The organism is Stenotrophomonas sp. STEN030, from assembly GCF_056759995.1.
In genome coordinates this window covers 48,623-73,148 of record NZ_JBRREB010000018.1, presented here as the reverse complement: position 1 = coordinate 73,148, position 24,526 = coordinate 48,623, and the positions used below count along the sequence as shown (strand labels likewise).

17 protein-coding genes are annotated in these 24,526 nt (G+C 62.9%); 6 read left to right on the top strand and 11 right to left on the bottom strand.

Going from position 1 to position 24,526, the window contains the following annotated elements:
• Positions 1-17: 17 nt before the first annotated feature.
• The 3 genes from parC to ACVOLR_RS08395 all read left to right on the top strand — a co-directional run bounded on the left by parC (position 18) and on the right by ACVOLR_RS08395 (position 4,719).
• Positions 18-2,261, top strand: coding sequence for a DNA topoisomerase IV subunit A (gene parC, locus ACVOLR_RS08405; protein ID WP_481536045.1), 2,244 nt, complete (start codon positions 18-20; stop codon positions 2,259-2,261).
• Between the two features lie 187 nt (positions 2,262-2,448).
• Positions 2,449-3,105, top strand: a complete 657-nt coding sequence (locus ACVOLR_RS08400) for a thiopurine S-methyltransferase (protein ID WP_481536044.1) — start codon at positions 2,449-2,451, stop codon at positions 3,103-3,105.
• A gap of 465 nt (positions 3,106-3,570) precedes the next feature.
• The gene (locus ACVOLR_RS08395; RefSeq protein ID WP_481536043.1) at positions 3,571-4,719 is read left to right on the top strand and encodes an extracellular solute-binding protein; all 1,149 of its coding nucleotides are present in this window, start codon (positions 3,571-3,573) and stop codon (positions 4,717-4,719) included.
• A 363-nt stretch (positions 4,720-5,082) separates the two neighbouring features.
• Here ACVOLR_RS08395 and ACVOLR_RS08390 read toward each other — a convergent pair whose 3' ends face one another.
• A complete protein-coding gene (locus ACVOLR_RS08390; protein ID WP_481536042.1) occupies positions 5,083-5,571 on the bottom strand; it encodes a bacterioferritin in 489 nt (162 codons plus the stop codon).
• A 149-nt stretch (positions 5,572-5,720) separates the two neighbouring features.
• On the opposite strand from ACVOLR_RS08390, the gene ACVOLR_RS08385 reads away from it, so the two are divergent.
• On the top strand, positions 5,721-8,042 hold the full coding sequence (locus ACVOLR_RS08385; RefSeq protein ID WP_481536041.1) for a penicillin acylase family protein: 2,322 nt from the start codon (positions 5,721-5,723) through the stop codon (positions 8,040-8,042).
• A gap of 125 nt (positions 8,043-8,167) precedes the next feature.
• Here the strand turns inward: ACVOLR_RS08385 and ACVOLR_RS08380 are convergent, their stop codons facing one another.
• The 3 genes from ACVOLR_RS08380 to asnB form a co-directional block, all read right to left on the bottom strand.
• On the bottom strand, positions 8,168-8,596 hold the full coding sequence (locus ACVOLR_RS08380) for a RidA family protein (protein ID WP_481536040.1): 429 nt from the start codon (positions 8,594-8,596) through the stop codon (positions 8,168-8,170).
• A 57-nt stretch (positions 8,597-8,653) separates the two neighbouring features.
• Entirely contained in the window at positions 8,654-10,039 is a 1,386-nt protein-coding gene (locus ACVOLR_RS08375) for a cation:proton antiporter (RefSeq protein WP_481536039.1), read from the bottom strand.
• A gap of 98 nt (positions 10,040-10,137) precedes the next feature.
• The gene (gene asnB, locus ACVOLR_RS08370; protein WP_481536038.1) at positions 10,138-11,823 is read right to left on the bottom strand and encodes an asparagine synthase B; all 1,686 of its coding nucleotides are present in this window, start codon (positions 11,821-11,823) and stop codon (positions 10,138-10,140) included.
• Between the two features lie 358 nt (positions 11,824-12,181).
• On the opposite strand from asnB, the gene ACVOLR_RS08365 reads away from it, so the two are divergent.
• Complete coding sequence (locus ACVOLR_RS08365; protein WP_481536037.1) at positions 12,182-13,078, top strand: tetratricopeptide repeat protein; 897 nt, start codon at positions 12,182-12,184, stop codon at positions 13,076-13,078.
• Positions 13,079-13,175: 97 nt separating this feature from the next.
• Positions 13,176-13,862, top strand: coding sequence for a pentapeptide repeat-containing protein (locus ACVOLR_RS08360; protein ID WP_481536036.1), 687 nt, complete (start codon positions 13,176-13,178; stop codon positions 13,860-13,862).
• Positions 13,863-14,074: 212 nt separating this feature from the next.
• Here the strand turns inward: ACVOLR_RS08360 and ACVOLR_RS08355 are convergent, their stop codons facing one another.
• From ACVOLR_RS08355 to map, 7 genes are all read right to left on the bottom strand, one after another.
• Positions 14,075-15,016, bottom strand: coding sequence for an alpha/beta hydrolase (locus ACVOLR_RS08355; RefSeq protein WP_481536035.1), 942 nt, complete (start codon positions 15,014-15,016; stop codon positions 14,075-14,077).
• A 241-nt stretch (positions 15,017-15,257) separates the two neighbouring features.
• Positions 15,258-18,155, bottom strand: a complete 2,898-nt coding sequence (locus ACVOLR_RS08350; protein WP_481536034.1) for a diguanylate cyclase — start codon at positions 18,153-18,155, stop codon at positions 15,258-15,260.
• A gap of 56 nt (positions 18,156-18,211) precedes the next feature.
• Entirely contained in the window at positions 18,212-19,339 is a 1,128-nt protein-coding gene (gene dapE, locus ACVOLR_RS08345; RefSeq protein ID WP_481536033.1) for a succinyl-diaminopimelate desuccinylase, read from the bottom strand.
• A 58-nt stretch (positions 19,340-19,397) separates the two neighbouring features.
• The gene (locus ACVOLR_RS08340; protein ID WP_481516693.1) at positions 19,398-19,754 is read right to left on the bottom strand and encodes a Spx/MgsR family RNA polymerase-binding regulatory protein; all 357 of its coding nucleotides are present in this window, start codon (positions 19,752-19,754) and stop codon (positions 19,398-19,400) included.
• A gap of 197 nt (positions 19,755-19,951) precedes the next feature.
• Positions 19,952-21,037: a 2,3,4,5-tetrahydropyridine-2,6-dicarboxylate N-succinyltransferase gene (dapD, locus tag ACVOLR_RS08335; RefSeq protein ID WP_481536032.1), complete on the bottom strand. Its 1,086-nt coding sequence runs from the start codon at positions 21,035-21,037 to the stop codon at positions 19,952-19,954.
• A complete protein-coding gene (locus tag ACVOLR_RS08330) occupies positions 21,037-23,652 on the bottom strand; it encodes a [protein-PII] uridylyltransferase (protein ID WP_481536052.1) in 2,616 nt (871 codons plus the stop codon). The genes dapD and ACVOLR_RS08330 overlap by 1 nt, the downstream gene beginning before the upstream one ends.
• Positions 23,653-23,672: 20 nt before the next feature.
• The gene (map, locus tag ACVOLR_RS08325) at positions 23,673-24,449 is read right to left on the bottom strand and encodes a type I methionyl aminopeptidase (RefSeq protein ID WP_481536031.1); all 777 of its coding nucleotides are present in this window, start codon (positions 24,447-24,449) and stop codon (positions 23,673-23,675) included.
• Positions 24,450-24,526 lie beyond the last annotated feature (77 nt).

Sequence of the window (24,526 nt, the reverse complement as noted above, 5' to 3'; positions counted from 1 at the left end):
GGTAGCACCCACCCGCAATGACTGATTCTGCACGCCCCGCTTACCATGGCTTCGAACAGCAGCCACTGCGCGAATACGCTGAACGCGCCTATCTCGACTACTCCATGTACGTGGTACTGGACCGCGCCCTGCCGTTCATCGGCGACGGGCTGAAGCCGGTACAGCGCCGCATCATCTATTCGATGAGCGAACTGGGCCTGGGCGCTGCCGCCAAGCCCAAGAAGTCCGCCCGCACCGTCGGTGACGTCATCGGTAAGTACCACCCGCACGGTGACAGCGCCTGCTACGAGGCGCTGGTGCTGATGGCGCAGCCGTTCTCGTTCCGCTATCCGCTGATCGAGGGTCAGGGCAACTTCGGCTCCAGCGATGACCCCAAGTCGTTCGCGGCGATGCGCTACACCGAATCCAAGATGACCCCGATCGCCGAGATGCTGCTGGGCGAGCTGGGCCATGGCACCACCGACTGGACCCCGAACTTCGACGGCACTCTGGAAGAGCCGACCTGGCTGCCGGCACGCCTGCCGCACCTGCTGCTCAACGGCACCACCGGCATCGCCGTGGGTATGGCCACCGACGTGCCGCCGCACAATCTCAATGAGATCGTCAGCGCACTGGTGCGCCTGATCGACGAGCCGGACACCACCATCGCCGAGCTCTGCGAGCACGTGAAGGGCCCGGATTACCCCACCACCGCCGAGATCATCACCTCGCCGTCGGACCTGCGGAACATCTACGAAACCGGCAACGGCAGCGTGCGCGCGCGCGCCACCTTCAAGAAGGAAGGCGCCAATATCGTCATCGATGCGCTGCCGCACCAGGTCTCGCCGTCCAAGGTGATCGAGCAGATTGCCGCGCAGATGCGCGCCAAGAAGCTGCCGTGGCTGGAAGACATCCGCGACGAATCCGACCACGCCAACCCGGTGCGCGTGGTGTTGATGCCGCGTTCCAACCGCGTCGACGCCGAGCAGCTGATGGGCCACCTGTTCGCCATCACCGATCTTGAGCGCAGCTACCGCGTCAACCTCAACGTCATTGGGCTGGACGGTCGTCCGCAGGTCAAGAACCTGAAGATGCTGCTCAGCGAATGGCTGCGCTTCCGCCAGGACACGGTCACCCGCCGCCTCAACCATCGCCTGCAGAAGGTCGAGCGTCGCCTGCACCTGTTGGAAGGCTTGCTGGTTGCCTTCCTCAACCTGGACGAGGTGATCCGCATCATCCGTACCGAGGACGATGCCAAGGCTGCGTTGATCGCGCGCTTCGAACTGAGCGAAGAGCAGGCCGACTACATTCTGGAAACCAAGCTCAAGCAGCTTGCGCGCCTGGAAGAAATGAAGATCCGCGGCGAGCAGGATGAGCTGGCCAAGGAACGCGACAAGATCCTGGCCATCCTGCAGAGCAGCGCCAAGCTGAAGAAGCTGGTCAAAGACGAACTGCTGGCCGACGCCAAGAAGTTTGGCGATGAACGCCGCTCGCCGCTGGTGCAGCGTGGTGCCGCCCAGGCCATCGACGAAACCGAGCTGGTGCCCAGCGAGCCGATGACCGTGGTGCTGTCGGAGAAGGGCTGGGTCCGTGCGGCCAAGGGTCACGATGTCGACGGTTCGACCCTGAACTACCGCGACGGCGACAGCCTGCTGGCGGTGGCACGTACCCGCAGCACGCAACAGGTGGCCTTCCTCGATACCGAGGGCCGCGCGTACTCCACGCCGGTGCATACCCTGCCCTCGGCGCGCGGCAATGGCGAGCCGTTGACCGGTCGCTTCTCGCCGGCCTCGGGCAGCAGCTTCGTCACCGTGGCCAGCGGCGACAACAACACCCGCTTCGTGTTGGCGTCCACCCATGGCTATGGCTTCGTCACCCGTTTCGAGAACCTGACCGGCCGCAACAAGGCCGGTAAGGCGATGCTCAACCTGTCCACCGGTTCGGCGGTACTGACCCCGTCCTTGGTCGCCAACCCGGAAACCGACCGCATCGTCGCGGTCACCAGCGCAGGCAACATGCTCGCCATCCCGGCCAGCGAACTGCCCGAATTGGACAAGGGCAAGGGCAACAAGATCATCGAGATCCCCAAGGCCAAGCTCTCCACCGAACGCGTGGTGGCGGTGGTTGCGGTAGGCCCGGGCAACACCCTGCAGGTGCGCAGTGGCCAGCGCACCATGAACCTGTCGTTCAAGGACCTGGAGACGTATCTGGGAACACGGGCGACGCGCGGGCATCTGCTGCCGCGTGGGTGGCAGAAGGTCGAAGGGCTGGAAGTCCAGTAAATACAAAGAAGGCCGGGCATTGCCCGGCCTTCTTCTTTTTGTCTTTGTAGGAGCGGCGTAAGCCGCGAAGCCACAAATCCAAACAGCATCAGCACCCACGAATCACCATTGATCCACTGCTCTTAGCTTCGCGGCTCATGCCGCTCCTACAAGTCACCAGCAAAGCAATCGCTCTCGGAGAACCACCATGCAACCCGACTTCTGGCTGCAACGTTGGCAGAACGGTCAAATCGGCTTCCATCGCAACGAGGTGATGCCGCTGCTGCAGAAGCACTGGCCCGAGCTGGAGCTCCCGCAAGGCAGCCGCGTGCTGGTGCCGTTGTGCGGCAAGACCCTGGACATGCACTGGCTGGCCGCTCAGGGCCATCGCGTCCTTGGCGTTGAATTGTCACCCATGGCCATCGAGCAGTTCTTCGCCGAAGCCGGCGTCACCCCACAGCGCCACAGCAGCCCGTACGGTGAACACTACAGTGCCGGTCCTATTGAACTGATCTGCGGTGATGCATTTGCACTGGATGCAGGCCTGCTGGCCGATGTGGCTGGCGTATATGACCGCGCGGCCCTGATCGCGCTACCGCCAAGACTCCGCCAGCAGTACCGCGACACGCTGTATGCGCAACTGCCGGTCAACTGCCGCGGCATATTGATAACGCTCGAGTATCCGCAGGACGAAAAGCAAGGCCCCCCATTCTCTGTCGAACAAGCCGAAGTACTGCAGCTGTTCGCGACACCATGGCTGGCCACCGTGATGGAACGTCGCGACATCCTGGATCAACAACCGGATTTCCGCGCGGACGGCGTGACAGCGCTCTCCACCGCGGTCTATCAACTGTTCCGTAGCTAATACAGCAACCGCCCCCCTGTAGCGGGTACGCCCGCTCTTGGGGCGCATGCCGAGGCATCCGGTCAAGCGCACATGCGCATTACCGCAACCCCCAGGGCCACTGCACCTTCCGCAGCAGATCAGCAGCTTTCGCAGCGTTGCCAGCGCAGACTGCTGTCTGCATCGCTGCGCAGCTGCGCCACGCGATGGACGCAGATCACACAGCCCAGTCGCGCGCCGCTTTGCCGATCCCACCAGCGCAACGGCGCTGAATCGCCTGGCCAAAAGCGCTTTTGAGACTGGTCCGATGTCCACCCCGGCCATCCGTATCGACAATACGGAAAATTTCAACGCCACGCCAAACAAGATTGCGATCCAGCGAAGTGCTTTTCCTGCCTGAACGATATCGGGCTGGGAGCAGTGCGGCTGCTCGCTGGCGAATTGCGTTCGAGCACGTCGCGCTTCTATTTCGCCAGGGGAAAAAGATTGAAAAAGCTACTTTCGGCCGCTGTAATGCTGTCGCTGACCTCGTGCGGCGGCAGCGATTTCCCCAGCACAGCAGAGGCGCCTACGGCCCCGACCGCCCTTGGTGGCGTACTGAACGTGTACAACTGGCCAGACTACGTTGCACCGCGCACCATCCGCGACTTTGAGAAAAAGTTCAGCGTCAGCGTGCGCTACGAGCTGTTCAGCGGCAATGCCGTGCTGGATCAGAAACTGCACCAGAACAACGATGCCTACGATGTTGTTTTCCCCTCGGCGCGCCCATACGCAGCCGACCAGATCAGGCAAGGCCTGCTGCGCCCGCTGGACAAAACCGCACTGGGCAACTGGCAGAACCTGAGCAAGGATGCACTCGATGGACTGAGCAGCGTGGATGCAGGAAACGCCCATCTTGTCCCCTACTTGTGGGGCACTACCGGGCTTGGCGTCAACGCCGACAAGGTGCAGGCAATTCTAGGGCCAGACTTCGACATGGCTACCTGGGACCTGTTGTTCAAGCCCGCAATTGCATCCCAGCTTTCGGAATGCGGCATCGGCATCATCGATGATGACGAGGAAGGACATACGGCGGCGTTGATCTGGTTGGGTCGTGATGCCAACGCCATCAGCGCGGAAAACATGAATGCCGTGCAGGATGCCTATCTGGATGTACGTTCTTACATACGCAAGTTCGGCAGATCAAGCGAACTGATCGATGATCTGGCGTCGGGCAAGCTATGCGTGATACTCAGTTATTCCGGCGATATAGGGCAGGCGCAGGCGCAGGCATTGGAACTGGCCAACGGCGGCAAGCCACGGAACATCAAATACCTGATCCCCCGCGAAGGCGCATTGCGCTGGATGGATGTGGTCGCCATTCCGAAGAATTCAAAGAACCCGGCGCTTGCACATGAGTTCATCAACTACCTGTTGGACGCCAAGGTGATCAGCGATATCACCAACCATGTCACTTACGCCAATGCAAACGCGGCATCCACGCGCTGGGTCAACCACGAAATAGCCAATGATCCGAGCATCTACCCGCCAATGTCCGTGATGAACAAACTGGTGAACTCGGCGGAACTCAGCGAGCAACAGACAGTACGTCGTGAGCACAGCTGGAACCGGATCATCTACGGACTGATCCGTTGACCACGTCAGTTCCATCTTGAGCGCAGTTGCCGCATCACCAGGCTAGTCTGATGCTGGCAAGGTGGCAAAGAGCGCTCTGGCCTTGGCTTTTATGCCGTCATTCCCGCGAAGGCGGGAATCGTTCTGCCCCCAACTTCAATTTTTTGCGGTCATCCCTGTCAAAGCAGTCGCCGCTCTGCCTTCAGCCGTACGGCCAAAAAGAACAGGGTCAAAAACCCAATTGCACCTTGACTATTCCTTGCCTGCGCGCAGGAGAGGGAAAAGACCGATGCTGTCCCTCCGCCCAAGGCGGGTGCCGACGTGAGTTCAAGTCGCGAAGCTCACGCCAGCCTGGACTGCAGCACAGTGCATTTGCGCTCGGGATCAATGCGCCGCGGTGCCCTTGGCGTCCATCTTGCTCAGCTGGTACAGCTCAAGACCAATACGCTTGATCAGGCCCAGCTGCTTCTCCAGCCACCAAGCATGGTCTTCTTCGGTGTCACGCAACTGCAGCAGCAGGATGTCGCGGCTGACGTAGTCACCCTGCGCTTCGCACAGCTTCACACCGGCGGCCAGATTGGCGCGCACCTGGTATTCCACCTGCAGATCCTTCTCCAGCATCTCCATCACGGTCACGCCCGGCTCGAAGCCGTGCGGACGCATGTCCGGGTTGCCACCGAGGAACAGGATGCGACGCAGCAGCGCGTCAGCGTGTTCGGTCTCTTCTTCCATCTCGTGGCCGATACGCTCGTACAGCGCCAGCAGGCCCTGATCCTCATAACGACGGGAATGGATGAAGTACTGGTCGCGCGCAGCCAGTTCGCCGCGCAGCAGTTCCTTCAGGCACTCAATGACTTCGGGTTTGCCCTGCATGGGGGTGCTCCTGATGATTCGATGGTGCATAGGGTGCCCCATCTGAAAACCCAATGATCTAATCAGAATCACTTTCAGTTGCGATTCCCTCTCTTTCAGCTTCACAAGCTGTCTACAATCGCCACAGAACCGCTACCGGGGGTAGGCCTGTGCTGCGTTGGCTGCTGCGTTCGCTTTGGGTTGTATTGGGGCTTTTGCTGGTAGTGCTGCTGATTGTCTGGGGACTGCTGCGCGGCAGCCTGCCGCAGCTGGACGGGGAATTGGCCCTGCCTGGGCTGTCAGCCCCGGTCAGCATCCAGCGTGATGCCTTGGGGGTGCTCACCGTCGAGGCCGCCAACGAGACCGATATGGCCCGCGCCCTGGGCTATGTGCATGCGCAGGAACGTTTCTTCGAGATGGACCTGATGCGGCGCTCGGCCGCTGGCGAGCTGTCCGAGCTGTTCGGCGCCAAGGCCTTGCCGCTGGACAAGCGCATGCGTGTGCACCGCTTACGCGCCCACACCCAGCAGAACCTGGGCGCGGCCCTGGGTGACAAACGCGGCGTCGTCGAAGCCTACCGCGACGGCGTCAATGCCGGCCTTGCCGCCTTGCCGGTACGGCCCTGGCCTTATCTGCTGCTGCGCCAGCAACCGCGCCCGTGGGAGCTGGAGGACTCGGTGCTGACCGGGCTGGCCATGTATGCCGACCTGCAGGACCCGAGCAATACCCGTGAACTGGCGATGGCTCGCATCCGTAGCGTCGTCCCGCCCGCCCTGTACGCAATGCTCGCGCACGACGGCAGTAGCTGGGATGCGCCCTTGTTCGGCGCGCCCCGTGGCGATGCCTTGCTGCCGGACGCGGCAACGTTGGACTTGCGTATTGCTGGCACTGCGCCACCTGCCCCGGTCGCCGAAGAGTCCGAGGTCTTAGGTAGCAACAACTTTGCAGTAGCCGGTGCTCTGACCGCCGACGGCCGCGCCATCATCGCCGACGACATGCACCTGGGCCTGCGCGCGCCGAATATCTGGTTCCGCGCACGCCTGCGCTACGCCGACCCGACCGCGCCGGAGGGCACGGTTGATGTTGCCGGATTTACCCTGCCCGGCCTGCCTGCGGTCATCGTCGGCAGCAATACGCGGGTGGCCTGGGCCTTCACCAACAGCTATATCGACACCGCCGACTACACCACCCTGCCCGCCAATGCGTCGCTGCGCACCTTCAACGAGGCAATCGCCGTCGCCGGTGCCAGCCCGGAAATGCTGCTGGTGCGCGAAAGCGATTGGGGCCCGATCCTGCACGAGGAACCCGACGGTCAGCTGCTCGCCCTGCGCTGGGTTGGCCAGCAAGCCGGTGCGGTGCGCCTGGATTTTGCCGACATGGCCAAGGCCGCCGATCTGGACTCTGCCTTTGCGGTGGCCGATCGCTCCGGCATCCCCGCACAGAATCTGCTGGTTGCTGATCGCAGCGGCCGAATCGCCTGGCGCCTGATCGGCGCGCGCCCCGCGCGTGACCGGAGCTGCCATGCCGACGCAGCGGCGCAGGCCAGCTGCTCGCCGTGGCCGATCCGCACCGATCAGGCACCAGCGCTGATCGACCCACCCGATCACCGCCTGTGGACGGCCAATGGCCGCGTACTCGATGGTGCTGCGCTGGCCGAGGCTGGCGATGGCGGTTATGACTTCGGCGCACGCGCAAAGCAGATCCGCGACGGTCTGTTTGCCCATGAAAGTTTCAAGGAAAGTGACCTGCTGGCGATACAGCTCGACGACCGCGCCGTGCTGATGGAACGCTGGTGGAAACTGCTGCGGCAGACCATCGAACACAGCAATGATCCGGCGCTGAAGCGTCTGGAAGCGGCCAGCCGTCAATGGCAGGGTCGCGCCTCCACCGATTCGGTCAGCTACCGGATGGCGCGCGGTTTCCGCGGCATCCTGATGGACAACATGGAGGGCGCCTTGCTGGCACCAGCCAAAGAGCAACTGGGCGAGCGCTACATCGCACCCAAGCTTGCGCAGTTCGAAGGCGTGCTGTGGCCGTTGCTCAACCAGCGCCCGCCGCACCTGCTGCCACCGCCCTATCAAAGCTGGGATGCGCTGCTGGCCGACAGCGCCCGTCAGCTGGAGAGCGATCTTGCCGCGCAAGGCCCCGACCTGGCCGAGCGCAGCTGGGGCGAGCGCAACACCGCCGCTATCTGCCATCCGGTCTCGGCGGCGTTGCCGGGTCTGTTCAAGCGCTGGCTGTGCATGCCGGCCCAGCCCTTGGCCGGCGACGACAACATGCCGCGCGTGGTCGGGCCGAAGTTCGGTGCCTCCGAGCGCATGGTGGTGTCGCCCGGCCACGAAGCCGACGGCATCGTGCACATGCCCGGCGGCCAGAGCGGCCATCCGTTATCGCCGTTCTGGGGCGCAGGCCACGACGACTGGGTGGAAGGCAGGCCGACCCCGTTCCTGCCGGGACAGCCCACGCACAGTTTGAGCTTGAGCCCGCGCTGAAACTGTGGGAGCGGCGTAAGCCGCGAAGCGGGAATTAGTGGAACCCTCAATGTGTGTGCAATCTGATGGTGTTCCTGCTTCGCGGCTTACGCCGCTCCCACAAACGGCGGGCCTGGGTTCCGGCCTTACTTCAGCCGCACCGTCCACTCCACTTCGAGCTTGGCCTCGGCGTCGAACAAGCGACTGATCTGCACCCAGCTCGCGGCTGGATACTTGCCGTCGGCGAAGAAGGTCTTGCGATCGGGAATAGCCTTGATCAGGCCATCCATATCGGTGGTGAACACCGTTTCCTTGACCACCTGGCTGCTGTCGGCATCAAACTGCTGCAGGATCTTGGTGAGTTTGCCGTAGCAATCACGTACCGCTGCATGCATCTCCGCGCCCCTGCATGGCACGCCGGAGATATGCAGCGTGTCGCCATCGCGGACCACGCCGGTATAGCCGATATCCGTTTCCCAGCTGCCCAGTTGATGCCGCTCCAACGGCACCTCGTTCGCGGTCGCGACGAATGGACCGCTCAACAACCCCAGCATCAACAACGGCAATGCGCGCATCGGAAATCCTTTTGAATTGAGAGGAACAACACCAACGAAGTAGGTTTACGAAGAAGCTCAGCCTGCCTTGCCCTTGCCTCGCGCACTCCAGCCCAGCAACGGGCCGGTCATCGCCGTCGTCACCAAAGCCATGATCACCAACACCGCAAACAGGCGATCGCCCAGCAAGCCAAGTTCATAGCCAAGATTGAGCACGATCAGCTCCATCAGGCCTCGGGTGTTCATCAACACCCCCAAGCGCAGCGAATCATGCGCCGGCATGCCCGCACTACGCGCGGCGGCAAAGGTGCCAAGCAGCTTGCCGATGCTCGCCACCGCTATCACCAGCAGACACAGCCACAGATCGCTGACCTGCAGGGCATCAGCGCGCAGGCGCAAGCCGGTCATGGCGAAGAACAGTGGCAGCAGTAGGGTCACCGCCAGCGGCTCAACCTTGTTGATGATCAGCTCACGCAGCTGAGCATTGGAGTTCGCAGCCACACCGGCGGCAAACGCACCAAACAACGCGTGGATACCCAGGGACTCGGTCAACAAGGCGCTGGCCAGTGTCAGCAACAGCATGCCCAGCAACCATGCACCTTCGCGTCCTGCGGAAATCTGTTGCCGCGCAAACCACGGCCGCACCACCCCAAGCATCAGCCCGATGAAAATCGTCACACAGGCCAGACTGAAACCCGCCGCGCCCCAACCAGCGGCCTGGGTGGCTGCGACAATCAACGCGAGCATGCACCAGGCCGTCGCGTCACCCAGCGCTGCGCAGGCGATTGCGGTCTGCCCCAATGGGCTATGGGTCATGCCGCGATCGGCAAGAATGCGCAGCAGCACCGGGAAGGCGGTGATGCTCAGCGAGATGCCGATGAACAGCGCGAACGAGGTAAAGCTCACACCTGCCGGGCCGTGCGCCGGATACAGCCAGATCGCCAGCAACACGCCACACAGAAATGGCACCGCAATACCGGCGTGGCTGACTGCGATTGCAAAACGTCGCCGCCCTTGCAGCCGCCCCAGATCCAGCTCAGCGCCGGCAACCAACAGGAACATCAGCACACCGAGCTGGCTGACCAGACCAAGCGGGCCCAGCGAACTGGCCGGAAACAGCGCGGCCTGCAGCTGCGGGAAGACACTACCAAACAGCAGCGGCCCCATCATCAAGCCAGCGGCCATCTCACCAATCACGGCCGGCTGGCCAAACCAGCGCAACAGCCGCCCGGCACCCTTTGCTACCAGCAGCAATACCAGCAGCTGCAGCAGGAACAGACCCAAGGGTGAGCTCGTATGCAGTGCCGCCGCGCCAGTCTTGACCACCTGCTGCACCGGCGCCGGTACATCCATCCCGGCGTAGCGGGCCAATAGCAGCGCCGCCAGCAGCGGCAGCGCGGCCCAAACCAGGTAGAGCCAGCCCCAATGCACCCGCGAGCCGGGGCGATGCGTTCCTGCGTCCATGATCTTCCCTTGCGTAAGCCGGCGATGATACGGCCCACGGCTGCACTGTGGCAGCTGCAAGCGCACGACCCGTAAAACTACGGGCCGTGCGCGATCACTCAGCCGGCCAAAGCCTGCTCGTGCACACCGGCTACAGCACGACCGGACGGATCGGCCATGCTGGAAAAGCTGGCATCCCAGGCAATCGCTGCCGGTGACGAGCAGGCAATCGACTTGCCGCCCGGCACGGTTTCCGATGCCGCGTGGCTGGGGAAGAACTGCTCGAACACGTGACGGTAGTAATACGCCTCCTTGGTCTGCGGCGGGTTGTGCGGGAAGCGCTTGTCGGCCGCTGCCAGCACACGGTCACTGACCTGCGCCTCGGCATGCGCCTTCAGGCCGTCGATCCAGCCGTAGCCGACGCCGTCGCTGAACTGCTCCTTCTGCCGCCACAGGATTTCCTTGGGCAGATAGCCTTCGAAGGCTTCGCGCAGCACCGCTTTCTCGATGCGGCCGCTGGCCTTGTCGATCATCTTGTGGCTTGCGTCCATCTTCATCGCCACGTCGAGGAACTCGCGATCCAGGAACGGTACGCGCGGCTCCACGCCCCAGGCCATCATCGATTTGTTCGCGCGCAGACAGTCGTAGTTGTTCAGCGCATCGAGCTTGCGCACCAGCTCTTCGTGGAACTCCAGTGCGTTCGGCGCCTTGTGGAAGTACAGATAGCCGCCGAAGATCTCGTCGCTGCCTTCGCCGGACAGCACCATCTTCACGCCCATTGCCTTGATCCTACGTGCCAGCAGGAACATCGGCGTGGATGCGCGGATGGTGGTGACGTCATAGGTTTCTACGTGTCGGATCACTTCCGGCACCGCGTCCAGGCCTTCCTCGAAGGTGTACTCGAAGCCGTGATGCACGGTACCCAGCGCAGCGGCGGCAACTTCGGCAGCTGCCAGATCCGGCGAGCCCTTCAGACCAATCGCGAAGCTGTGCAGGCGCGGCCACCACGCTTCACTTTGGCCACCGTCTTCGATGCGGTTACGTGCATAACGTGCGGCAACCGCAGCGACCAGCGACGAATCCAGACCGCCGGACAGCAAGACGCCGTACGGCACGTCGGTCATCAGTTGGCGGTGCACGGCGCGCTCAAACGCCTCGCGCAGTTCAAGCAAATCCACATCCACGCCTTGGACTGCAGCGTAATCACGCCACGGGCGCTGGTAATACTTGCTCAGCGTATCGGTGCTGCTGTCATACCAGTGACCGGGCGGGAACTGCGCCACGTCAGCACAGGTATCGGACAGGGACTTCATTTCAGAAGCCACGCACAGCCGGCCCTGCTTGTCGTGGCCCCAGTACAGCGGCACCACGCCGATCGGGTCACGCGCGATGATCACGCGCTGCTTGTCGCGGTCCCACAGCGCGAAGGCGAAGATGCCGTTGAGCCTGTTCAAGTAGGACGCCGGCTCGTCCTCGCGGTACAGCGCGTTGATCACCTCGCAGTCCGAGCCGGTCTGGAAGGCGTAGGGCTGGGTCAGTTCCTTCTTCAACTCCTGGTGGTTGTAGATCTCGCCGTTCACCGCCAGCGCCAGCTGACCGTCGTCGGACAACAGCGGCTGCGAGCCGCCAGCCGGGTCGACGATGGCCAGGCGCTCGTGCACCAGAATGGCCCCGTCGTCTACGTAAACACCGCTCCAGTCCGGGCCGCGATGCCGCTGACGCTGGGATTGTTCAAGCGCCTGCCGACGCAGCGCCTGCAGGTCGTCACCGGATTGCAGGCCAAAAATGCCGAAGATGGAACACATGGGAAAGCTCCTGGGTTGTGTGGGGACAAACATTCGAAGCAACGGCTTGGAAACCTGCAGCCGCTCGGTGTTCCCGCCCCGGCCACAAAAAAACCCGCATCGGCCGATGCGGGTTTTCTGGTGTCCTGAGCGTGTTGCCTGTTCTAGCTCTGGTCGCAGTCCCGCAGTGGCCGCGCACGATTATTCGCGCGCAGATTATTGCGGTTGTTATTGTTGACGGCGGTGGCCAGGAACGAGGACATGGAGCTGACCGTATCCCGCTTTTGGCAGCTGCGCAACTGTTGCTTTGGCAACCGATTCAGCGGCCGGGCCGGCGCACTCCGCGATAATCGCCCGCCGCCTTGCCCGGACCTGCTGGATGCCCCGTCCCACGCCCCGCGTGCTGCTGTACGCCCTGCCCCTGTTCACCTTGCTCGGTTGCGCGACAACGCCCAACACCCGCCCGCCCAGCGACACCGAGCGCCATGCGCTGTCCGCAGCCGCTGACGGCCAGTTCGATTCCGCCCTGCGGGTGGCCAAGATGTACCAGGCCTGGAATGACCCGCGCGCCCTGGATTGGTACGCGCGCGCAGCGGCGACAACGCCGCGCAGCCACCGCAGCACCGGTGCCGAGGAGCAACTGGGCAGGATCCTTGAGCGCGGCCGCCTGGACAGCGGTGACGAACCGCAGAAGCCCGAGGACGTTCGCTTCAAACCATCGCCACGCAAAGCATTGCGCTGGTACCACAGCGCCGCCTACCACGGCTCGCCGTATGCCATGCACGACCTGGCGCGCTGGTACGAACGCCAGGGCGACATGGCGGGTGCTCTGCGCTGGCGGCTGCGCTCAGCGGTGTATATGCGTGAGTTGTACAAGCTGGACGCGTTGCGCAAGGCAACCCGAAGCTCAACCGAAGCCGCACGCCTCGCCGCCGACCAGCCCTCCACCAATGCGGCAATCGCCCGCATCCAACGGCAAGCAGCACGTGGCGATGCAGAGGCCCAGGTCGATCTCGGCGCGCTGCATGAAGCCGGCATTGGCATGCCCGAGGATATGAACGAGGCGCTGCGCTGGTACCAGCGCGCCGGCGAGCAGGGCAATGTCTACGGCCAGTACTTCGCAGGCTTGGCCTTGGGCCGCGGCAGCAAGGGTCTGCAGAAGGATGAAACAGCAGCGGCAGCATGGTTCGCGCGCGCCAAGGCACAGGAGTTCTATCTGGCTGATGAGTCGTACTGGCGCCGTGCCATCGCCCCGCCATTCTTCATCTTCGAATAGATCAATCAGGTCTGTACACACAACATCCGGCGCGACAAGACTGCATCAGCAGATCGATGTCGCGCAGAATGACGCGCTGGCACCTGCAGAGTTGGACATGACGAACATCCCGGTTATCCGCGAAGAAACCATCGACCGCGCACGCATGCAGCAGATCATCCGTGCGCATCCGCGTGCAGCGGTGTTCGAATCCTGCACGCTGGACGAGGGTGATTTTTCACGACTGGACATGGATGGCTACCAGTTCAAACAGTGCTCGCTGAGCAAGGCAAATTGGCTGGCCGCATCGCTGGAAGAAAGCCGGTGGCAGAAATGCCGTGGCAGCCAATGCGATTTCAGTTCAGCTCAGCTCAGCGATTCCCGCTTCGACCATTGCGACCTCAACAACAGCTTCTGGCGACGCGCGACGTTATCGTCGGTGCAGTTCAAGGACTGCAAGCTGACCGGCGCTCACCTGCAGGAAGTGAGCGGCTGGGCACTGGAGTTCCGCGATTGCCTGCTGGTCAGCGCCGACCTGCGTGGAATGTCATTCCGCAAGGCGGAACTGGAAGGCATGGACTTCTCCGATGCTGACCTGTCCGGCTGCGACTTCCGCGATGCCGTATTCACTGGCGGCAGCCTGCGCAACGCACAGACCCGGCTGACCCGCTTCGAAGGCGCGGATCTGCGTGATACCGATATCAGCGGGCTCAACGTGATGGATACCAAGTACTTCAAGAAGGCGGTGATATCTCAGCGACAGGCTGCGGCGGCGTTGGCGGCGTTTGGATTGATTGTCGCTTAGCCCTCTCCAGCTAGCGTTGGTGCTGATTGAGAGGTTACGGCAGGAAATCAAGCCGGCCGCCACTGAGATACCGCTGGTCCGAGCTGAGCAAGCTGCGCCGACTCCTATCGACTCTCTTCGAACACCTTTTGAAGCCCTGTCATACCCGATATTGCCCTCAGCCCTTTACACCTGGTAAGCGATTCGGTGCGGAGGCAGAGAGAGGGACAGAGTCAGAGGATGTTGATCTCACCAAGCCAGCGAATAGCATCCTCGGTCCATCGATCGGAATCCTTACCCTGCTTCCGAACCCCAAAGGCGTGCCCACCGGTTTCGTAGATATTGAGTTCAACATAGGCGCCAGCCTTCCGCAGTTCCCGCTCATACACCACAGAGTAGTGAACCGGGTCGACAGGGTCGTCTGCAGCATGTATCAGCAGCGTCGGAGGTACATCTTTCGAGACCACAATGTCGGTATTTAGTTCTTGCGCGGCCGTGGCTCTGGGGGTTCTGTTTTTGTGCTCCATGGTCAGGTGCCCCGGGTAAACCGGGATTGCAAAGTCCGGACGGCTACTGGCGAGATCAAGCTCATCGAACGGTGCGTAGGAGCGGGACGCGAACGCAGTACTGGACAGGACGGCGAGGTTGCCGCCGGCTGAGAAGCCCATGACGCCGATCTTGTTCGGCTCGACACCGTATGCAGCCGCGTTGAATCGCACGAGCGAAACAGCCCTTTGCGCATCTTGCAAGGCCATCGGCACATCAGGCGTTTCGTGCCGTCTGGTTTCCTGGTTCCAGTTGCAGCCGGTGTTTGGAACCCGGTACTTCACGAGAATGCAGGTGATCCCTGCGTCCGTCAGCCACTTGCAGACATCCGCTCCATTGAGTCCGATCGTGCTGTTCGGCCCAATTGCCAGCGCCTTGTAGCCGCCGCCGGGGAAAACCAGAATAGCGGCACGAGCTGAACTTGTTTTCGGACGATAGACCAGAAGTGTCGGACGAGTGAGGGCCCATGTCTCCCCGGCAAGCTCCCTGATTCCGTCCTTCATGACCTGAGAATCCTCGGGCCACAGAAGCACTTCCTCCAAAGGGACTGCCTCGGTCGCAACACCCAGATGAGGAACGGAAAACAGACCAAAGGTCGCCATCAGGGCAAGAAAAGCACTCCGCATCATCATCGGTTCCTATTTCTCGACTGGCCATCATCAGAGCATTGCCAACAACTTCAGGCCGAACAGGCCTGGTAGACAACCAACCCCACGCATCGAATTTCCAGCATGGATCGAAGAAATTCTTGGCGGTAGTGGCGGATTGTGTGGAGACGGCTTGAACAGACACCCAATCAGACAACAACCCACTGTTGGCTCCCACTTCTAGAGCAGAGTGCCACGATAACGCGTTGCCTCCATGCAGGAGTCATCGGCACTGTATGACGGTCTCTCCAGACAGCGTGCCGATCAACACACGATTGCGACCCTCACGCTTGCTTAGATAGAGCGCCTGATCGGCGCAGCGTACCAGCGTCATTGGATCCTCGTCAGATACGGGAACACAGACCGCAACCCCGACGCTGATCGTCACCCGCTGTCCGGCCGCACCGGTCACCTGCTCCACCGCACTACGAAGCCGTTCACCGCGCGCCAGCGCCATCTGCTCGTCGCAACCCGGCAGGATCAGCACGAACTCCTCGCCGCCGTAGCGTGCGACCAACTCTTCGGACCCGGTTACCTGCACGGCCAGCGTCTGCGCCACGCGGCGCAGTTGCAGGTCGCCGATATGATGTCCGTGGGTGTCATTGAACTGCTTGAAGTGATCCACATCGATCATCATCACCGCCAGCGGCTCCTGTCGTTCCGCGCAGCGCTGCCACGCGCGCGGCAAGGCTTTCTCCATCGCGTGGCGGTTGGCGATACCGGTGAGTCCGTCGGTCACCGCCAAGGCTGAAAGCCGGGAGTTGGCATGCTGCAGCTCGGCCGTGCGTTCGCTGATCTTCTGCTCCAGCAGGCGGTTCTGTGCGTTGATGGCGCGGGTGCGCAAACGCACCACGATCACAATGAGCAACAAGCCGGCTACAGCAAAGGCAACCCGAACCCATGGGCGCTGATACCAGAATGGCGCGACCTGCAGCTGATAGCTCATCGCCTCGGTCGGTGTACCGCCGAGCACTCGTGCCTGCAGCTGAAAGCTGAAAGCCCCCGCCGGCAATCGTTGGTAGGTCAGTTCGCGTCCGGCCACCCAGGGTGACCATTCGTCGTGATAACCCGGCATCCGGTAACGGAACTCGACCTCCGGTTCCATGCTCTGCACGCCGAAGCGCAAAGCCAAGCCGGCACCGGCTGGCAAGGTCTGAACCGCTTGTGGCGACAACGGTAGTAGCACCGGCGGATGATCTGCTCGTTGCAGCTCGATGCGATCCAGTCGCGCCTGCGGAGCTGCCGCATTGGTTTCGGTAGCCGCAGGATCCAACTGCAGCACGCTGTCGCGGGTGACCATGCGCAGCTGCCCATCGCCGTGCAGTGCGACCGTCATGAAGCCGGGCACGCGACTGTCACTGACCTGCTGCAGCTGGAACGTTGTAGCACCCGGCTTGCGCCACCACAGCTGCCGCGTCGTCCAGGCAAAGCTTCCTTGCGCGTTGTCCTCACCTTCCAGTTCCCTGGGTGCCAGCAGCCCCGCAAGCACAGGCAACTCGGCGGCAACAAAGCGCTCACCTTGCAGCTGGCGTACCAGTTGGCCAGAGATCGCATACAACACGCCGCCACTACGGAACAAACGCGTGCCTTGCCCAGATACATCCGGCAAACCCTGCGCGATGCCATAGCGCTGCTCGGTGAGCAAGTGACCGCTATCCGGGTCGAAGCGCCAGCGTCGCGCGCCACCTCCAGCGTCGCCGGCCCACACTTCGCCTGCGCCAAGCTCGTACAGTCCATCAATCGCCTTGGTGTCGGCTTTCCACATTGCCGCTACCTGCCAGCGCCCATTGCGCTGGCCGAGCACGATGATTCTGTTGCTGGCGACGGCCAACATCCGGCCAGGGTCGAACGCGGAGGGCAAGAGCGTGCTGACACTGCCACCCAGCATCGAAGGCAGCAGCCGTCGCGGTTGCGTCTGCCCGGGATCCAGCACGGCCAAACCGTAGCGGTCACCGATCAGCAGCCCAGCATTCGTCCCTTCCAACGCGAACGTTTCCATATCGCGGCGCGGCCACTGCAACTGCGTGAACATCGGCGTACCCGCTGCAGAGGGTTGCGCACTCCACACGCCCATGCCCGCCACCCACAGGCGGCCGTCATACCAGGTGCTGTCGAAGATCCGTCCACCCAGGCCGTGCAGCCGTCCGTACCGCGTCCATGGCAGTGACCAGCGCAACCGCGCGATGCCGTTCTCGCTGGATACCCACACTGCACCTTCGCGATCCTCCACCAGATCATGCATCTCGCCCGCACTGGCAGCGAAACTATCGAGCAGACGCAGGGCAGGCGAGAAACGCATGATGGTGCCGTCGAAGCTGCCAACCGCAAAACCGCCGTCGGCCAAGGCGACGCCGGTATAAGGCTCGTGCAGGCGGAACGCCGCGTCGGCCTCCGTATCGAGTTTGCGCAGGCGCTTGCCATCAGTGAAATGGAAACCATCAGCAGCGGCGAACAACAAGCCACCGCGATAAGCCCAGGCAGCGGGGACACGCATTTTTGCCAGTGAATCCATGCCCTCCACGCGAACCATTGCGGCCCCGTCCACGCGGTACAGGCCGTCCCCGGGAACCCGGAAATAGACAACATCGCCGGCCACCAGCGGGCGCGTACGCGCACCGGCCGGAAATTGTAGCCGCGTAGTACTGCCATCCTTTTCAAGCACGAACAATGCCCCGGCGCTAACCGCATGAATGCCACGGGACGTCTCTCCCAGCGAATAGACCTCCACTGGGCTCTGCACCAAGCCAGCATTGGCCAAGCGTGGCAACAGGTCGATGAATCTGTGCGTGCCGTCTGGCAGACGTCGCAGTTGGCCGAACACACCCGCACCGGCGGCATAGATGCTGCCATCGCGCGCCAGCATGATCGAGTACACAGGCGCTTCGCCAGAAGCCTCCAGCAGCTCCCACACGCCACTGCGGAAGATCATCACCCCTTCGCCACTGGCCGCGTACAGGTTGCCAGCGCGATCAACGACAATGCCTGGATAGGTTGGCGACGCCGGCAGCTGGCTGGCGGCGAACTGCCGCAGCAGTGGCAATCCATGCATCGTGGTGGTGGCGTGCGCGAACGGCAGCACGCACACCAGCACAAGGACCATCAGCCCAGTACGGAACCACATTTGAACCCTGTCCATCTCGCCCCCCCGGCAAGATTGTGCACTCGCACCGTAACAGCTCAGTTCAGCAGTTTTTCGATCAGCTTCCGGTACAGGTCAGGCAGCGCTTCCAGGTCGGACACGCGCACATTCTCATCGACCTGGTGGATGCTGGCATTCACCGGCCCCACCTCGATGCATTGCGCGCCCAGGGGCGCGATGAAACGGGCGTCGGAGGTCCCACCGCCGGTACTTTCTTCCGGCGCGGCACCGGCGAACTCGGCCAGTACGTCACGGGCAACACTGCGCAGACGGCCTTCCGGGGTATAGAACGGTTCGCCGCTACGGTGCCAATGCAGGTCGTAATCCAGCCCGTGACGGTCCAGCAGCGCGCCGATCTCGGCTTCCAGCTTGTCCGCATTCCAATGCGGGTTGTAGCGCAGGTTGAACATAACCTGCAGCTCGCCGGGGATTACGTTGTTGGCGCCGGTGCCGGCGTTGATATTGGAGATCTGCAGGCTGGTGGACGGGAAGCTTTCGTAGCCGCCGTCCCAATGACGCGCCGTCAGCTCCGCCAAGGCCGGCGCGGCCAGATGGATGGGGTTCTTTGCCTTGTCCGGGTACGCCACGTGGCCCTGCACGCCCTTGATGCGCAGCTTGGCCGAGAGGCTGCCGCGACGACCAACACGCAGCAGATCGCCGAGCTTGGCGGTGGACGAAGGCTCACCGGTGATGCACCAGTCGATGCCCTGCCCGCGTTCGACAAAGAGCCTGGCAACATGACGCACGCCATCGATGGCATCGCCTTCCTCGTCGCTGGTCAACAGTACCGCCAGCGTGCCGGGATGGTTCGGGTGTGCGGCGACAAACTGTTCGGCCGCCACCACGAAGGCGGCAACGCTGCCCTTCATGTCGGCAGTGCCACGCCCGTACAGCACGCCGTCGCGCACTTCCGGCTTGAACGGGTCGCTGCTCCAAGCCTCGACCGGACCTGTCGGCACCACGTCGGTGTGGCCAAGCAACACGAGGACCGGCGCACCGCTGCCGTGGGTAGCCCAGAGATTGTCGACCTCACCCAGTCGCAGGTGCTCGCAGTTGAAGCCGGCGGCGTTGAGGCGGCCTGCGATCAGTTGCTGGCAGCCGGCATCTTCCGGAGTTACCGAGGGGCGGGCGATCAGGTCGCAGGTCAGGGCTAGTACGTCGTTCATGGGGGCCTTATGGATCGGTGGCTTCGCGGCTTGCGCCGCTCCTACATGTGGTGGCGGATCAGGCGATGTTGAAGCGGGCTTTGAAGCCGTTGTCGCTGAAGCCCTGGCTCAGGGCGCCGTCGTCGGTGATCACCAGCGGCCGTTTGATCAGCTGCGGGTACTCGCGCAGCAGCAGCTTCCACTCGGCATCGGACTCGGGCGACTTGCGGCTGTCCGGCAGCTGCCGCCAGGTGGTTGAGGATTTGTTGATCATCGCGGCGAAGCCGCCAGCCTTGCCGGCCCATTCGAGCAGGGTTTCCGGGCTGGGCTTGTTGTCGCGGTAGTCGACGAAGGTATAGGCGACGTTGAAGCGGTCAAGCCACTTGGTGGCTTTTTTGCAGGTGTCGCAGTTTTTTAGTCCGTAGATCGTGGTCATTCTGAAATCCAAAGCCCGCATGACAAAGCCCCTCTCCCGCTTGCGGGAGAGGGGTTGGGGTGAGGGGAAGCTTCTAGCTCATTGCCCAAGCTTCTAGCCCTCAGAATAGGAGCGAAGCAAAAGCTCCCCTCATCCGCCCCTTCGGGGCACCTTTTCCCGCGCGCGGGAGAAGGGACGGCGCTGCACCTCCGGCTGGCTTAGTCCGCCAACCCACGCAGCAGATCATTGACGCTGGTCTTGCTGCGGGTCTTGGCATCCACCTGCTTGACGATCACTGCGCAGTACAGCGAATGCGTGCCGTCCTTGGACGGCAGCGAGCCGCTGACCACCACGCTGTACGGCGGCACATAGCCATACGTCACTTCGCCGGTGGCGCGATTGTAGATGCGGGTGCTCTGGCTCAGGAATACGCCCATGCCGATCACGCTATGGTGGCCGACAACCACGCCCTCCACTACTTCCGAACGCGCGCCGATGAAGCAATGGTCTTCGATGATGGTCGGGCTGGCCTGCAGCGGCTCCAACACGCCGCCAATACCGGCGCCGCCGGACAGGTGGCAATGCTTGCCGATCTGCGCGCAGGAACCCACCGTGGCCCAGGTATCAACCATGGTGCCCTCGCCGACGTGACCGCCGATATTGGTGAAGCTCGGCATCAGCACCACGTCCTTGCCGAAGTGCGTGCCGCGGCGGGCGATCGCACCCGGCACCACGCGTACGCCTGCTGCGCGGAAGGCGGCTTCGTCGTAGCCTTCAAAGCGCGACTCGACCTTGTCCCAGAACGGCGCCGGGGCGCCGTCCATCACCGCCATGTCGTTGACACGGAAGTACAGCAATACAGCCTTCTTCAACCACTCATTGACCTTCCAGCCACCGTTGCCATCGGGTTCGGCGACGCGGAATTCGCCGGACTCCAGGCCGTCGATCACGCGGTTGACCAGTGCACGGGTCGAACCTTCAATCTCGTCCATGGTCAGCATGGTGCGGCGCTCGAATGCGCTTTCAATGCCGAACTTCAGCTCGGCCACGCCCGGTGCCGGCGGCTTGCGCAGGCTGCGCGGGCCCACCGACGGCGTCACCGGCTTGGCCGACTTCGGCTTGGCAGCGGCAACCTTCTTGACCGGTGCCTTGACCGTCTTCGCAACAGGCTTGGCGACCGGCCTGGTCGCTGCTGCGGCCTTTTTCTTCGGCGCTACGGCCTTGCTCGGCGCGGCCTTTGCAGGCGCAGCCTTCTTCGCGGTCTTCTTGGTCACGGTCTTCTTGGTTGCGGGCTTGCTTGCCATCAGTGGGGGTCTCCTGGCTTGTTGTCGGGATCCAGGCAGGCCAGCAATGCATCACGCAAAGCCTGCATGGAGGTTTCGGTAAGAGGGTGATCGTGGCGATCGGTAAGCTGGAACTGATCCTCGGCGCGCTCACCGAAGGTGGCAATGCGCGCATCCTGCACGCGCAGGCGCTGGTCACGCAGCACATGTGCCACATCGGCGAGCAGCCCGGGACGATCCGGCGCCACCAGATTCAAGACAGTCCGGCCTTCATGACTGGCATCGAGAAACTCGATGCGCGGAGCGAAGCGGAAGTGTTTGAGCTGGCGCGGCATCACCCGTCGCGAGGGTCGCAGGATCAGGATATTACCGGCCAGCGCCTTGCGCAGCACGGATTCCAGGCGCGCGGCGTCGCCATCGGCAAAGCTGCCTGCAGGCGTCACTTCAAAGGTATCGAAAATGGTGTCATCGGGGCCATCAAGCACGCGGGCACGGTGAATGCCGTAGCCGGCCCTGTCCAGTGTCATCACGATGGCGGCGAACATGCCGTCGCGATCGGGCGAGTGTACGAACACTTCCAGCGCATCACTCTCGGGCGTGATCCGCCGCACCTTGACCAAGGTGCCGCCCTTGTGGATTTCCACCAAGGACGCAGCCTGCCAGACCAGCTGTTCGGGACGGAAGCGCACGAAGCTTTCATCCGGCATGGCCGCGAACTGGCGGTCGATCACCGCATCCTCATGGCCAAGCAGGCGCATCTGTTCGCGCACGTTGTCTCGCGCTTCCTGCACCCGCTCCGCTTCCGGCAAGGGATGCTCCAAACCCTCGCGCAGCGCGCGGCGGGTGGCGAAGTAAAGGTCGGCCAGCAGCCGGTCCTTCCACGCATTCCACATCTTGGGACTGGTGCCGGCGATGTCGGCGCAGGTCAGCAGATACAGGTAGTCGAGACGGTCCCGGTCGCCGACCAGACCGGCAAAACGGTGGATCACCTCGGGATCGGTGATGTCCTGCTTCTGCGCGGTGATCGACATGCGCAGATGCTGTTCTACCAGCCACGCCACCAGCTCGGTGTCAGAACTGCTCAAGCCATGTGTGCTGCAGAACTCGCGCGCATCCACCGCGCCCAGTTCGGAATGGTCACCGCCACGGCCCTTGGCGATGTCATGGAACAGGCCGGCCAGCAGCAGCAATTCCGGCTTGCGCAGACGCGGCCAGACTTCGTGGGCGATGGAGAAGCGCTCGTCGGCGCGGCCGCTGGCAAACAAGGCCATGTTCCGCAGCACCATCAGGGTGTGCTGGTCCACCGTGTAGACATGGAACAGGTCGAACTGCATGCGCCCGGATACTGCGGCGAATGCAGGAATCCACTGCCCCAGCACGCCAAGACGCGCCATCCGGGCAAGCGTATCGACCGCACGTGGGCCGCGCAACAAGGCCATGAACTGCTCGCGGACTTCTTCGTCCACGGCGGTATAGGCGGGAATTTCGTCCAGCATCTCGGCCAGACCGCGTGCGGTCATCGAGTGCAGGCCGCGCACGTCAGAAGTGCGTGCCCAGCAGGCGAACAGCGCAAAGATGCTGCGGATGTCACCATGCGGCCACAGCGGATCATCGGCAGACAGATAGCCGCGGCGCAGCGAGAACCCCTCGCCTACCGGCAGCGGCGTGGCCTCGCCGTCAAACTGTTCTTCAAAGCGTTGCAGCAGGCGGTCGCTGATGCGGCGGATCACCGTCGCACTGCGGTAGAAGCCCTGCATCATCTTTTCCACGCCCAGGCTTTCGGCATCATCGCCAAAGCCCATGCGCGCGGCCAAGGTCTTCTGGTAGTCGAAACGCAGCCGCTCTTCCGGACGCTGTGCGACCAGGTGCAGGCCAAAGCGCAACCGCGCCAATACCAGGCGTTCGCGCTTCAGCGCGGCAGCCTCGTCCAGGCCCAGATGGCCCAGCCCGACCAGCGCATCGATATTGCTGACGCCAAAGGCGCGCAGCGCCATCCAGCCCAAGGTATTGAGATCACGCAGACCGCCGGGGCCATCCTTGATGTCCGGCTCGAGGTTGTCGGCGGTGTCACCAAAACGCTGGTGGCGTGCCAACAGTTCTTCGCGCTTGGCCAGAAAATACTCGCGCGGCGGCCACACCAGACTCGGCGCGATCGCCCGCGCCAGACCATGCTGGGCGGTTGCATCAGCAACCAGCGGGCGCGCCTCGATCAAGGCGGTCAGCACCGTCTGGTCAGCCGCGGCGTGTACACATTGCGTTGCCGAGCGCACCGCATGGCTGGCCGGCAAGCCGGCATCCCACAACAAGGCGAACAAGCGTGCCAGTGCGGCTTCGTGGCGCTGCTGCACTTCGGTCTCGGCCAGCACCAGCAGGTCAATGTCCGAACGCGGGAACAGCTCGCCACGGCCGTAGCCGCCGACCGCGAACAGGGCCAAACCAGCCGCTGCGGGAATGCAGCGCTGCCAGGCTTCAATGATCAGTTGATCGACCGCGCGCGTGCGCAGGCCGGGCAGACGTTCGACATTGTCGGTCTGCTCGAAGCGCTTGCCCAGGCGGGCATCGGTGTGGGCAAGTGACTGCCGTGCATCGGCAGCCCATTGCGCGTCACCGGCAGGATCTGCCGGCGTGTCCAGAATCGGGCCCGCCGGCAGTGAGGTCATGCCTGCGCGGATTCCGCCGGCGACAACGTCAATACCTCAACGCCATCCTCGGTCACCACAATGGTGTGTTCCCACTGCGCCGAGAGCTTGCGGTCCTTGGTCACCACGGTCCAGCCATCCGGCAGCACCTTTGTGTAACGGGTGCCTTCGTTGATCATCGGCTCGATGGTGAAGGTCATGCCCTGCTTGAGCACCAGGCCTTGGCCCGGACGGCCGTAATGCAGCACCTGCGGCTCGTCGTGGTAGACCTTGCCGATGCCATGGCCGCAGTACTCACGCACCACGCTGAAGCGCTCACCTTCGGCGAATTCCTGGATCGCATGACCCACATCGCCCAGGGTCGCGCCCGGCTTGACCGCACGGATACCACGCCACATTGCTTCCTTGGTGGTTTCCACCAGGCGCTTGGCCATCACCGACGGGGTGCCGACGTAGTACATGCGGCTGGTATCACCGTGCCAGCCATCCTTGATGACGGTCACGTCGATATTGACGATGTCGCCGTCCTTGAGCACCTTGGCTTCACTGGGAATGCCGTGGCAGATGACGTTGTTCACCGAGGTGCACACGGTCTTGGGGAATCCGCGGTAGCCCACATTGGCCGGGATGGTGCCCTGCACATTGATGATGTGGTCGTTGCAGATGCGGTCCAGCTCTTCGGTGGTAACACCGGGCTTGACGTGCGGGGTGATGATGTCGAGCACCTCAGCCGCCAGACGGCCGGCGATGCGCATCTTCTCGATTTCTTCGGGGGTTTTCAGGTTGATTGCCATGGGCCGATTATCCCCCATTTGGTCTATTTCGCTAAGTATTTCACATTAATGAACGCGGAATTCGACGCCCAGCCGAG